The organism is Streptomyces sp. NPDC048192, from assembly GCF_043202415.1.
Classification (GTDB): domain Bacteria; phylum Actinomycetota; class Actinomycetes; order Streptomycetales; family Streptomycetaceae; genus Streptomyces.
The window spans coordinates 331,442-343,867 of record NZ_JBIDAL010000008.1 but is presented as its reverse complement, the minus strand read 5'-3'; the positions used below and the strand labels follow the sequence as shown (position 1 = coordinate 343,867).

Below are 12,426 nucleotides of genomic sequence, written 5' to 3'. Positions count from 1 at the left end.
ACCGGAGATCAACTGTCGTGTCTCTGCGCGTGTGGCCCACAGGAGCGGGACCGGGACGAGCCGGGTCGCGGCCCTCACCCGGTGCGGGCGGTCACGGGGTGTTCCCGGGGGACGGCCGGGGTTCTTCGGCGGGGGCCCGGCGGCCCGGGGCCAGCCGGCTGTGGGTGCGGCCGTAGAAGAAGTAGACGACGAAACCGATCACCATCCAGATCGCGAACCGCAGCCAGGTCTCGGCCGGCAGGTTGAGCATCAGCCACAGCGAGGCGCACACCGACAGGACGGGGATGACCGGCACCCACGGGGTGCGGAAGGCGCGCGGCAGGTCCGGGCGGGTCCGGCGCAGGATGATCACGCTGATCGCGACGACGACGAACGCGAAGAGCGTGCCGATGTTCACCAGCTCGGCCAGCTCGCTCAGGCTGGTGAAGCCGGCGACGATCGCGATGATCACACCGAGCAGGATGGTCGGCCGGTGCGGGGTGCGGAAGCGCGGGTGGACGCGGGAGAAGAAGCGCGGCAGCAGTCCGTCGCGGCTCATCGCGAAGAACACCCGGGTCTGGCCGAGCAGCAGGATCATGCACACCGTGGTCAGGCCGACGGCGGCGCCGAAGCTGATGACGCCCGCGTACCAGGGGTGCCCGATGGCCTTGAAGGCGTCGGCGAGCGGGGCGTCCACGGACAGCTTGGAGTACTTCTCCATGCCGGTGACCACGATGGAGACGGCGACGTACAGCACGGTGCAGATGAGCAGGGAGCCGAGGATGCCGCGCGGCATGTCCCGCTGCGGGTTGCGGGTCTCCTCGGCGGCCGTGGCGACGATGTCGAAGCCGATGAACGCGAAGAACACCACCGAGGCGGCGGTGAAGATGCCCATCACGCCGAAGTTGGCGGGCGCCCAGCCGAAGATCAGCTGGATCAGCGGGGCCTTCAGGTTCCCGCCCGCCGGCACCGGCTTGGGGTGAGGGATGAACGGCGTGTAGTTGGCGGAGTTCACGAAGAACGCGCCGGCGATGATCACGATGAGGACGACGGCCACCTTGATGGCCACGACGAGCGAGGTGATCCGGGCCGACAGCTTCATGCCGAGGACGAGGATGCCGGTGAGCACCAGCACCAGGGCGGCGGCGAGGATGTCGAAGCCGAAGCCGGAGGCGGTGTCCCGGCTGGCCAGGTAGTCCGGCAGGTGCCAGCCGATGTTGTCCAGCAGGGAGCGGATGTAACCCGACCAGCCGACCGCCACCACCGCCGTCCCCAGCGCGAACTCCAGCACCAGGTCCCAGCCGATGATCCAGGCGGGCAGCTCGCCCAGGGAGGCGTAGCTGAACGTGTACGCCGAGCCCGCCACGGGGACCGTGGAGGCGAACTCGGCGTAGCAGAGGGCGGCGAGCGCGCAGACCACGCCGGCCACCACGAAGGCCAGGGCCACCGCCGGGCCGGCGTTGTTCTTGGCGACCTGTCCGGTGAGGACGAAGATGCCGGTGCCGATGATGACGCCGACGCCGAAGACGGTCAGGTCGAGCGCGGACAGGGATTTCTTGAGCGAATGCTCCGGTTCCTCGGTGTCCTGGATGGACTGCTCGACGTTCTTCGTCCTGAACAGCGCGCTGCTCACGTACCTACCTCCCACGCTCGGGGGCCACGCCCTGGCCCGTCATGATCGAGAGGGTCGGGATGCGTATGCCCCGGCACTGGCAGGTTCACGCAAGAGGGCCGGTTCCGCCACCGCAGGGAGTGGCGTCACCGGCCCGTGAGGGGCGCGTTCCGGGTCAGTCGCGCGCGGGCTCGACCGAGTCCACCTCGGCGGCCGTACGGTCGGCGTCGCTCTCCCCGCTCGGGCGGAGCCGGGAGTGGGGGATGCCGTCCAGCTTGGCGACCAGTCCGGTGACCTGTCGGGCGATGTCCGGGGCGGTCAGGCCGATCTCGGCGAGGACCTCGGCGCGGGAGGCGTGGTCGAGGAAGCGCGGCGGGATGCCGAAGTCGCGCAGCGGCACGTCCACCCCGGCGTCGCGCAGGGCCTGGGCGATCGCGGAGCCGACGCCGCCGACGCGGCTGTTGTCCTCGACGGTGACGACGACCCGGTGCCGCTCGGCGAGCGGGGCCATCGCCTCGTCGACGGGCTTGACCCAGCGCGGGTCGACGACGGTGGTGGAGATGCCCTGCTTGTCGAGCAGGGCGGCGATCTCCAGGCACATCGGGGCGAGGGCGCCCACGGAGACCAACAGCACGTCCGGCCGGTCGGCGCCGGGCTCGCGCAGCACGTCCATGCCGCCGACGCGGCCCACGGCGGGTACGGCGGGGCCGACGGCGCCCTTGGAGAAGCGCACCACGGTCGGCGCGTCGTCGACGGCGACGGCCTCCCGCAGCTGGGCCCGGACCTGCTCGGCGTCGCGCGGCGCGGCGAGCCTGAGGCCCGGCACGACCTGGAGGATCGACATGTCCCACATACCGTTGTGGGAGGCGCCGTCGGTGCCGGTGATGCCGGCCCGGTCCAGCACGAAGGTCACCCCGCACTTGTGCAGGGCCACGTCCATGAGGACCTGGTCGAAGGCGCGGTTGAGGAAGGTGGCGTACACCGCGAAGACCGGGTGCAGCCCGGCGTACGCGAGGCCGGCGGCGGAGACGGCGCCGTGCTGCTCGGCGATGCCGACGTCGTACACCCGTTCGGGGAAGCGCTTGGCGAACTTGTCCAGGCCGACGGGCTGGAGCATGGCCGCCGTGATGGCGACGACGTCCTCACGCTCCTCCCCCAGCCTGACCATCTCGTCGCCGAAGACGGACGTCCAGTCGGCGCCCGAGCTGGCGATCGGCAGGCCGGTGTCCGGGTGGATCTTGCCGACGGCGTGGAACCGGTCGGCCTCGTCCTGCAGGGCGGGCTGGTAGCCCCGGCCCTTCTCGGTGAGGCAGTGCACGATGACCGGCCCGCCGAACCGCTTGGCCCGCGCCAGCGCCGACTCCAGCGCCTCGATGTCGTGGCCGTCGATCGGGCCGACGTACTTCAGCCCCAGGTCCTCGAACATGCCCTGCGGGGCGATGAAGTCCTTGAACCCCTTCTTCGCCCCGTGCAGCGTCTCGTACAGCGGCTTGCCGACGACCGGGGTGCGCTCCAGCAGCTCCTTCGTGCGGGCGAGGAAGCGCTCGTAGCCGTCGGTGGTCCGCAGGGTGGCGAGGTGGTTGGCGAGGCCGCCGATGGTGGGCGCGTACGACCGCTCGTTGTCGTTGACGACGATGACCAGCGGGCGGTCCTTGGCGTCGGCGATGTTGTTGAGGGCCTCCCAGGCCATGCCGCCGGTGAGGGCTCCGTCGCCGATGACGGCGACGACGTGGCTGTCGCGCTGCTTGAGCTGGTTGGCCTTGGCGATGCCGTCCGCCCAGCCGAGCACCGTGGAGGCGTGGCTGTTCTCGATGACGTCGTGCTCGGACTCGGCCTGCGAGGGGTAGCCGGACAGGCCGCCCTTCATCTTCAGCCGGGAGAAGTCCTGCCGGCCCGTGAGCAGCTTGTGCACGTAGGACTGGTGGCCGGTGTCCCAGAGCACCTTGTCCTTCGGCGAGTCGAAGACCCGGTGCAGGGCGATGGTCAGCTCCACCACGCCGAGGTTGGGGCCCAGGTGCCCGCCGGTCTTGGAGACCTCCTGGACGAGGAAGGTCCGGATCTCCTCCGCCAGCCGGGCCAGCTCCTCCAGGCTGAGCCGGTCCAGATCGCGCGGTCCCCTGATGCGGGTCAGCAGCGGCACCCGTGCCTCCTTGCAATAGAGCTGATCGAGCTTTCGCCGGGCTCGCCCGAGTCTAATGTTCACGCTTTGCCCGACACGACAGCGCCCGGCACGTTTCCGTGCCGGGCACTGGTCCCGCGTGAGGCGGACTAGGCGTTACGCACGCCCGGCCGTCTTCTGCGTCTTCCGGGTGATGGAGTCGATCACGACCGTGGTGAGCAGCACCGCGGCGGTGATCATGTACTTCACCGGCTCGGCGATGGACTCCAGCTGCAGACCGTACTGAATGGAGACGATCACCAGCACACCGAGCAGCGCGTTCCAGGTGCGGCCCCGGCCGCCGAAGAGCGACGTACCGCCGATGACGGCCGCGGCGATCGCGTTCATCAGCAGGTCACCGGTACCGGCGCTCTGGTTGGCCGAGGCGATCTTCGACGCCAGGAACAGACCGCCGATCGCGGCGAAGCCACCGGAGATGGCGAACACGGAGATCCGCACCGCGGTGACGTTGATGCCCGCGCGCCGGGACGCCTCGACGCTGCCGCCGAGCGCGAAGATCTTGCGCCCGTAGGGGGTGCGCCGCAGCACGAAGTCCGTGGCGATCAGGAACACCAGGAAGATCACCGTGGCCAGCGGCAGGCCCTTGTACTGGTTGTACATGTACGCCGCGGCGAAGGAGATCACGGCCAGCAGCACGGTCCGCAGGATCGTGTCGCTCAGCGGCCGGGACGGGACGCCCACGGCCTGCCGGCGCCGGTTGGAGAGGAAGGAGGTGAGGAAGAACACGCCGACCACGACGACGGCGAGACCGTAGGCGGCGGCCACGTCCGAGAAGTAGTACGTGGTCAGCTTGCCGACCAGGCCGTTCGGGTCGAGGTTGATCGTGCCGTCCGCGCCCAGCACCTTCAGCATGAAGCCGAGCCAGAACAGCAGACCGGCCAGCGTCACGGCGAAGGCGGGGGCGCCGAGCACCGCGAAGAAGAAGCCGTGCAGCGCGCCGATGGCGATGCCCGCGACGATGGCGACGAGCACGGCCGCCCACTCGGGCCAGCCCTGGTTGACCGCGAGGACACCGGCGAGGGCGCTGGCCGCGCCGCTGACCGAGCCGACCGACAGGTCGATCTCGCCGAGCAGCAGCACGAACACGATGCCGACCGAGATCATGCCCGTGCCGACCATCGTGATCGTGATGTCGTTGATGTTCTGCGCGGACAGGAACTCCGAGTTCAGCACCTGGAAGATGATGCAGATGATCGCGAGGCCCAGCACGACCGGGATGGAGCCCAGCTCGCCGGCCTTCATCTTGCGCTTGAACTCGTGCCAGTAGCCGAGCAGGCCCTCCTGCTGGACCAGCAGGCGCGGGTCGACCGCGGTGACCGCGGCGGCCGCGGCCTCGGGGTTCTCGACGGCCTGCCCGTCCTGCGCGGCCGTGTCGCCGGGATTCGCGGAGGTCTTGTCGATGCTCACTTGGAAACCTCCCCGTTCGCGCCGGAGGTGCGGGCCGCACGGCGGGTGACTGCGTTGTCGGTGGCGCCGGTGATGGCGGAGATGATCTCCTCCTGCGAGGTCGTCTTGACCTCGAAGACGCCGTTGTTGCGGCCGAGGCGCAGGACGGCGACCTTGTCGGCCACCGCCTTCACGTCCGCCATGTTGTGGCTGATGAGGATGACGGCGTGGCCGCGCTCGCGCAGGCGCTCCACGAGGTCGAGGACCTGTGCGGTCTGCTCGACGCCGAGGGCGGCGGTGGGCTCGTCGAGGATCACCAGCTTGGGGTCGCCGAGCATGGAGCGGGCGATGGCCACCGTCTGGCGCTGACCGCCGGAGAGGGAGGCGATCGGGATGCGGACGCTCGGGATGCGGATGGACAGCGTGGTGAGCAGCTCGCGGGAGCGGCGTTCCATCTCCACCTCGTCCAGCACGCCCCACTTCCTCAGCTCACGGCCGAGGAACAGGTTGCCGACGACGTCGATGTTGTCGCACAGCGCGAGGTCCTGGTAGACCGTCGCGATGCCCAGTGCCTGGGCGTCGTGGGGGCGGCTGATGGTGACGGGCTTGCCGTCCCACTCGATGACACCCTCGTCGATCGGGTGCACGCCGGCGATCGTCTTGACCAGCGTGGACTTTCCGGCGCCGTTGTCGCCCACCAGGGCGACCACCTCACCGGCGTGGACCTCAAGCTCTACGTCGGTGAGCGCCTGGACGGCACCGAATCGCTTGGAGACCCCGCGCAACGCCAGCACGGGCGTAGCGGACACGTGAACCATCTCCTTCGCCGCCTGACCCGGCGGGAGGTTGTGCAGAAAGATTGGGGGGTGTTCCTTCGGGCGCCCCGCGCCGAGCTTGCGGGGCTGTGTGATGCGCGGGGCGCCTTCAGGAGCCGGGGGCGGTCAGTCGGCTTCCCCACCGGCATTCAAGGACGAACGCCGGTGCGGGGGAAGGGACTTGACGCCGCTTACTTCAGGCCGAGCTTGTCGCAGGCCGCCTTGTAGTCGGCGGTGCAGATGTCGGCCACGGTGTAGACGCCGTCCTTGATGACGGTGTCCTTGATGTTGTCCTTGGTCAGCGCGGTGACCGGGACGAGCACCGAGGGGACGTCCTTCTGGGAGTTGCTGGAGACCTTGTCCTTGGCGACGGAGTCCAGCGACTTGCCCTGAGCCAGGTCGACGGCCATCGTGGCGGCGGCGTCGGCCTCGGGGGCGTACGGCTTGTAGACGCTCATGTACTGGGTGCCGGCGACGATGCGCTGCACACCGGCGAGCTCGGCGTCCTGGCCGGTGACCGGGACCTTGATGCCCGCGGCGTTGAGGGCGGTGATGATACCGCCGGCCATGCCGTCGTTGGCCGAGTAGACGCCCGCGATGTTCTTCTTGCCGACCGCGGAGATCGCCGCCTCCATCTCGGAGTTGGCGTTGTCCGGCGACCACTCCTTGGTGTCGTACTCCTTGGCGATGGTCACCTTGCCGTCGAGGACCTTGTGGGCGCCCGCCTTGAACTGGGCGGCGTTCGGGTCGGTGACCGAGCCGTTGACCATGACGATCTTCGACTTCTTGTTCGCCTTGCTGCCCAGCGCCTGCAGCAGGGCCTGGCCCTGGGTCTCGCCGACCTTCTCGTTGTCGAACGAGGTGTAGGCGCTGATCGGGCCCTCGGCGAGGCGGTCGTAGGCGACGACCTTGATGCCGGCGTCCACGGCCTTCTGGACCGAGTTCTGGATGGCCTTGGCGTCCACCGCGTCCAGGATCAGGACGTCCACCTTGTTGGTGATCATGGTGTCGACCTGCTGCGCCTGGAGGTTCGCGTCCTGCCGGGCGTTGTTGTACTGGATGGTGGCCTTGCCGTTCGTCAGCTCCTTGATCTTCTTCTCGATCAGCGGGCGGTCGAACTTCTCGTAACGCGCGGTCTTGTTCTCCGGAAGCAGGAGACCGACCTTGATGTTGTCGCCCTTCTTCGGCGACGAGGAGGAAGAGCTGCCGCCCTTCGACTCCTTGGCGCTGCCACAGGCGGCCAGCGAGACCGCCATGGCACCGGCGGCAATGGCAACGGCGGCACGACGCATACGTGCGTTCACTTCAGAAACCTCCCTGACGAGGCCGCGTCGTTGCGGCCGAGGTGGCTGGAAGTCAACTCGGCCACACGTGCGACGTCAAGAAGTAAATCCTTAACGAGATGGCAACGGTGCCATCCGTTCTCTAAGTGAAGGCGGGGGCAGCCATCGGCAGCGACCCGTCCAAAAGAGTCGAATCACCCATCTCGCTCAGGGCGAGGGCGAGCGCTCCGAGCACCTCGGCACGGCCGCCAAGTGCCCCCGGGAGAACGGACAGTTGGCGCGCCGCACTGGGGATGGCGTAGCGGCCGACGGACTCCCTGATCGGCCCGAGCACCAGCTCACCGGCCTCGGCGAGATCACCGCCGAGGACCACGCGGCTCGGGTTCAGCAGATTGCAGAGATTGGCCACCCCACTGCCGATGTGGCGGCCGACGTCGGCGATCACCCGACGGCAGCCCGGATCTCCGTCCCTGGCCAGCCGCACGATGCCTTCCATGGTCAGGTCGGGACCGTGGCTGGGCTGGAGCAGCGGCAGCACGTAGCGCGCGGCCGCGAACGTCTCCAGGCAGCCGCGGTTGCCGCAACGGCAGACCGGGCCGGACTCATCGAGTGTAATATGTCCGATTTCGCCAGCTGTGCCGCCGGGGCCGCGGTAGATCTTCCCGTCGATCACCAGACCGGCGCCCACACCGCTCGCGACCTTGATGTACGCGAGGTCCCGCACGCCCTTGCCGCTGCCCCAGACCAGCTCGCCGAGGGCGCCGAGGTTGGCGTCGTTGTCCACGTGCACCGGCACGCCGAGCCGCTCGCGCATCTCCTCGGCGGGCTTGGTGCCGCCCCAGCCGGGCAGGATCGCGGTGGACCCCAGCGTGCCCGACTCCACGTCGATCGGACCCGGCACGCCGAGCCCCACGCCGGCCACCTTGGACCGGTTCACACCGGTCGCCGCGATCAGGCGGCTGACCAGCTCCTCCGCCCGGTCGAAGCCCTGGTCCGCGGAGGCGTCGACGTCCAGCGGCTCGGACTCCTCGGCCAGCACCTGGTGGGCGAGGTTCCCGATCGCGACGCGCAGGTGGGTGTGCCCGAAGTCGACGCCGATCACGATCCCGGCGTCCCCGCTCAAGCTGACGCTGCGGGCCCGCCGTCCGCCCGCCGACGTGGGCGTGACCTCGACGGTTCCGCCGTCCTTCAGCTCCCTCACGATGTTGGAGACCGTCGCGGCGGACAGACCGGTCGTCCGCGCGATCTCCGCCTGCGTGAGGGACCCGGCCAGGCGCACGGCCCGTACGACCCGCTCCAGGTTGGCTCGGTGCAGCGACGACTGCGACCCTGGAGTCTCCACGACGACCTCCTGAGCGCGGGGCCGCTTCGGCGAGGCCCCGCGTATGTCCAACTAGTGAACTCTAAGCTGAGCCGTTCGGGGTGACTCACGTCAAGAGGTTGAACCGTTTCCGGGTACCCCGGACACAAGCGAACACGCCGTCCCGGGGGCGGGGACGGCGTGCGCAGGGCCGGTCGCGGAGCGTCGCTTACTTCAGGGTCGCCGAGGTCAGACCCGCCTGCACCTGGCGCTGGAAGGACAGGTAGACGGCCAGCATCGGGATCATCGCAATGGTCACACCCGCGAACAGAACCGGCAGGTCGGAGGCGTATCCCTGCTGCTGCTGGAGCTGGATCAGGCCCTGGGTGAGCACATAGCGCTCGGGGTCGGAGCCGCTCTGCGGCTGCATGAGCACCGTGGGCAGGATGAACTGGTTCCACTGGCCCAGAGTGTTGAAGATCCCCACGCTGATCAGGCCCGGCTTGGCCATCGGCAGCATCACCTGGAAGAAGGTCCGGGTGTGCGAGGCGCCGTCGAGGATCGCCGCCTCGAAGACCGCCGTGGGCAGGGTCCGGAAGAAGGCGTGCATGAAGAACACCGTGAACGGCATCGAGTAGGCGATGTAGACCAGGATCAGGCCCTGGTAGGTGTTCAGCATGTCCAGCCGCTTGACCATGAAGAACAGCGGGACGAGGGCCAGGAACACCGGGAACATGGCGCCGGCGACGAAGAAGTAGTACAGCAGCCGGTTGCCCCAGAACCGGTACCGGGCCAGCACGTACGCCGCCATCGAGCCGAAGAGCATGGTCAGCGGCACCGAGAAGACCAGGACGATCACGGTGTTGAGGAAGTAGTCCCCGATGCCCTTGTTCCAGGCCCGCCGGAACACGTCGAAGGACCAGTCGTGCGGCCAGCCGAACGCGGAGCCCCCGATCTGGGCGTCGGTCTTGAAGGAGCTGAGCACCAGCCACAGCAGCGGCAGCACGATCAGCAGCGCCCACACGGCGAGGAAGCCGTGCGAGAAGGCGTTCAGGACCACGCCCTCGCCGCGCCGCTCGCCGGACCGGACGGGCGCCTTGGCCACGGGGCCGCCGGCCGGAGCGGGAGCGGTCTCCTTGAGTGCACTCATCGTCTCTCCTCCCGCTCAGAACTCGATGCGCTCGCGGCGGGTGGCGCGCAGCGTGACGACGGACAGGACCAGGGTGAGCAGCAGCATGACCACGCCCATGGCGCAGGCGTAGCCGCTCTTGCCGTAGTACAGGAAGTTGCGCATCATCACGGTCGACATCACATCGCTGTGATGGTCGGGGCCGCCGCCGTACGCACCCATGTTCTGGGTCATGGAGGACACCAGGACGAACATGTCCATGGCGACGATGCCGAGGTAGACCCAGGCGGTCTGCACGGTGTCCCACAGCAGCGGCAGGGTGATGCGGAAGAAGGACTGGTTGCGGCTCGCGCCGTCGATCAGGGCGGCCTCGTAGATGTCCTTCGGGATGGACTGCATGGCGGCGGAGAACAGCACCAGGTAGAAGCCCACACCCTGCCAGACGACGGCGACCATCAGCGCCCAGAGCACCACGTGCGGCTCGTTCAGCCATTCCACCGGGTTGTCGGCGTCGACCAGGCCCACCTTGATCAGGACGCCGTTGAGCAGACCGCCGCCGTCGCTACGGTAGACCGCGTTGAACAGCACGGCGAGGATCGCCAGCGACAGCACCTGCGGGAAGAAGTAGACGATCTTGTAGACCTTCGCCCCCGTGACGCCCTGCACCCCGCCGGCCTTGCCGCGCCCGCCCGCGTTCAGCATGAAGGCGAAGAACAGGGCGAGCAGAATGGTGATCACCGGGATGAAGATCAGGAACTGGATGTTGTGCCAGATCGCCTCGAGGAACACGTCGTCCTGGAACAGCGCCTTGTAGTTGTCCAGACCGACGAACGTGAAGGTCTGCGACTGTCCCTTCCAGTCGGTCAGTGAATAGCCGAACGTCTGGATGTACGGCCAGATCACGAAGATCAGATAAAGCGCCACGGGAACGAAGAGAAACCCCGCGACGAACCGGTACTGCCCCTTGCGCATGCCTGCCCCTGATGTTCCGGTCAGCACCAATGCCCCGAAAGGGGCGCGGGGAACTGCGCGACCAGCCGCAACGGACCGGAACCCGCAATTCCACGCACGCCCCTCGACGCCTGGGCGAAATTCACTCGTGCCGGTTCTTCTTCGACGCCGGGTCCTTGGCCTGCTTGTCCACCGCCGCCTGACACCTCTTCAGCCATTCCTTGGGCTGAATACGCTTCGCCATGAGCTCATTGGACGCGTTCTGGATCGCCGTGTCCATCTCGCTGTACCAGTCGGGGTACAGATACCGGAACGTGTTCGAGCCGGCCGCCTTGGAGGCCTCCACCGTCGACTGCGTACCCGGCCGCAGCTTCACGCTCGGGTCCACCCCGTCCTTCAGGATGGTCAGGGAGTTCGCCTCCTTGGCGAACAGCGTCGACCAGTCCTTGGACAGCATCCGCCGCATGAACTCCTTGGCGCCGGGCAGGTTCGCCGCCTTCGCCGGGATGATGAACGGCTCGCCGGAGCCGGCCCGGATCGCCTCGAACGGCATCTTGCTGCCGGGCAGCAGCGGCATCGGCAGGAACTTCATGTCGAAGTCGGTCGGCGTCTGCTTCAGCTGCTCGTTCTCCAGCCAGGAGCCGCAGGTGATGAACGCGGCCTTGTACTGGTTCCACCGGGTCTGCGACTCGGTGTGGGTCAGGCCGTTGGTGCCCGGCATCAACAGGCCCTTCTCGACGACCTCGTAGATCGCCTCGACACCCGCCTGGGCCGCTTCGGAGCCGACGAACGCCTTCGGGTCGAGGTTGTCGATCGACTTGACGGCGTCGATGCCGCCCTTCTTGGCGATGAGGTCCATGATGGCGACGTTGATGTAGTACGGGTACTTGCCCTGATGGGCGAGGCCGCCGATGCCCTGCTTCTTGGCGTCCTGGCAGATGGCGAGGAAGTCGTCCCAGGTCTTCGGCGCCTGCCAGCCCTTCTGCTGGAAGAGCTTGCCGGAGTACCACAGGCCCCACACCGTGTAGATGTAGTTGAGGGCGACGACCTTGCCCTCCTGGATGCCCGGGTCGAGGGTGCCCGGGATCAGCGTGTCACGGACCTTCTTGCTCGGGTCGTCCACCGACGGCGCGTCCAGGACCTCGGAGAGGTCGAGGAGGGAGCCGTTCTTGTAGAGGACGTCGATCTTGATCTGCTGGGCGCCGGAGTCGTCCACGATGTCCGGCGGGTTGCCGGCGTTGAAGCGCGGCTGGAGCTTGCCGGTGATCTCCTGGGTGCCGGTGTGGGTCGAGGTGATGCCGAGCTTCTTGCTGAAGTCGGCCTCCCACGCCTTGGCGTAGTCGTCGCCGTAGCCGCCCTTGAAGACGACCACGTCGAGTTTGCTGCCGCTCTTGGCGCCGAACGGATTGTCCTTGGACGACTTCCCCTTGGTGTTGCCCTCGTCCGAGTTGCCGCCGCCCCCGCCGCTCGCGCAGGCGGACAGCAGGCCCATGGCGGGCACGGACACCAGTCCGAGCGCGGCCGAACGCTTGATCAGATCGCGGCGGCCGACACCCTCGCCACCTCGGTGCGCAGTGGATCCCATGCTCAAGTCCTCGCTTTCTCCAGGACTCAGGCGGTGAACCGGATCCTCCCCGGCACCGCGGTCGGGTAGTGCAGGGTCGTGCGGGAAACGCCGACAGGTATAGTCCACTTCCCGCCAGCTGAGCAAGATCGAATGCAAGGTTGGCGATGGGTCTTTTCCGAGTTGAGACCTCGCGGAAATATGAGGCCCCTGTGGAGCGTCTGCGAG

Annotated in this window: 9 protein-coding genes; all 9 read right to left on the bottom strand. The window is 68.1% G+C overall.

The window, feature by feature from the left end; all coding sequences use genetic code 11:
• Nucleotides 1–91: 91 nt before the first annotated feature.
• The 9 genes from ACGFZN_RS19480 to ngcE all read right to left on the bottom strand — a co-directional run bounded on the left by ACGFZN_RS19480 (nt 92) and on the right by ngcE (nt 12,219).
• The gene (locus ACGFZN_RS19480) at nt 92–1,612 is read right to left on the bottom strand and encodes an amino acid permease (RefSeq protein ID WP_393859699.1); all 1,521 of its coding nucleotides are present in this window, start codon (nt 1,610–1,612) and stop codon (nt 92–94) included.
• A 154-nt stretch (nt 1,613–1,766) separates the two neighbouring features.
• Nucleotides 1,767–3,731: a 1-deoxy-D-xylulose-5-phosphate synthase gene (gene dxs / locus ACGFZN_RS19475; protein ID WP_393859698.1), complete on the bottom strand. Its 1,965-nt coding sequence runs from the start codon at nt 3,729–3,731 to the stop codon at nt 1,767–1,769.
• Between the two features lie 135 nt (nt 3,732–3,866).
• On the bottom strand, nt 3,867–5,177 hold the full coding sequence (locus ACGFZN_RS19470; RefSeq protein ID WP_393859697.1) for a sugar ABC transporter permease: 1,311 nt from the start codon (nt 5,175–5,177) through the stop codon (nt 3,867–3,869).
• Nucleotides 5,174–5,974 carry an ATP-binding cassette domain-containing protein gene (locus ACGFZN_RS19465; RefSeq protein ID WP_330337255.1) on the bottom strand — a complete coding sequence of 267 codons (801 nt, stop codon included), beginning with the start codon at nt 5,972–5,974 and terminating at the stop codon, nt 5,174–5,176. Before ACGFZN_RS19465 ends, ACGFZN_RS19470 begins: the two co-directional genes overlap by 4 nt.
• A gap of 188 nt (nt 5,975–6,162) precedes the next feature.
• Nucleotides 6,163–7,263: a sugar ABC transporter substrate-binding protein gene (locus ACGFZN_RS19460; RefSeq protein ID WP_393859812.1), complete on the bottom strand. Its 1,101-nt coding sequence runs from the start codon at nt 7,261–7,263 to the stop codon at nt 6,163–6,165.
• Nucleotides 7,264–7,396: 133 nt separating this feature from the next.
• A complete protein-coding gene (locus ACGFZN_RS19455; protein WP_330337256.1) occupies nt 7,397–8,596 on the bottom strand; it encodes an ROK family transcriptional regulator in 1,200 nt (399 codons plus the stop codon).
• 187 nt (nt 8,597–8,783) lie between these two features.
• A complete protein-coding gene (locus tag ACGFZN_RS19450; protein WP_393859696.1) occupies nt 8,784–9,704 on the bottom strand; it encodes a carbohydrate ABC transporter permease in 921 nt (306 codons plus the stop codon).
• A 15-nt stretch (nt 9,705–9,719) separates the two neighbouring features.
• The gene (locus ACGFZN_RS19445) at nt 9,720–10,655 is read right to left on the bottom strand and encodes a carbohydrate ABC transporter permease (protein ID WP_393859695.1); all 936 of its coding nucleotides are present in this window, start codon (nt 10,653–10,655) and stop codon (nt 9,720–9,722) included.
• Between the two features lie 121 nt (nt 10,656–10,776).
• Nucleotides 10,777–12,219: an N-acetylglucosamine/diacetylchitobiose ABC transporter substrate-binding protein gene (ngcE, locus tag ACGFZN_RS19440; RefSeq protein ID WP_393859694.1), complete on the bottom strand. Its 1,443-nt coding sequence runs from the start codon at nt 12,217–12,219 to the stop codon at nt 10,777–10,779.
• Nucleotides 12,220–12,426: the final 207 nt, after the last annotated feature.

Coding starts and splice junctions, on each gene's coding strand:
- ACGFZN_RS19465 (WP_330337255.1), bottom strand. CDS start 5,974: ATGGTTCACGTGTCCGCTACGCCCGTGCTGGCGTTGCGCGGGGTCTCC.
- ACGFZN_RS19460 (WP_393859812.1), bottom strand. CDS start 7,263: ATGCGTCGTGCCGCCGTTGCCATTGCCGCCGGTGCCATGGCGGTCTCG.
- ACGFZN_RS19450 (WP_393859696.1), bottom strand. CDS start 9,704: ATGAGTGCACTCAAGGAGACCGCTCCCGCTCCGGCCGGCGGCCCCGTG.
- ACGFZN_RS19445 (WP_393859695.1), bottom strand. CDS start 10,655: ATGCGCAAGGGGCAGTACCGGTTCGTCGCGGGGTTTCTCTTCGTTCCC.
- ngcE (WP_393859694.1), bottom strand. CDS start 12,219: ATGGGATCCACTGCGCACCGAGGTGGCGAGGGTGTCGGCCGCCGCGAT.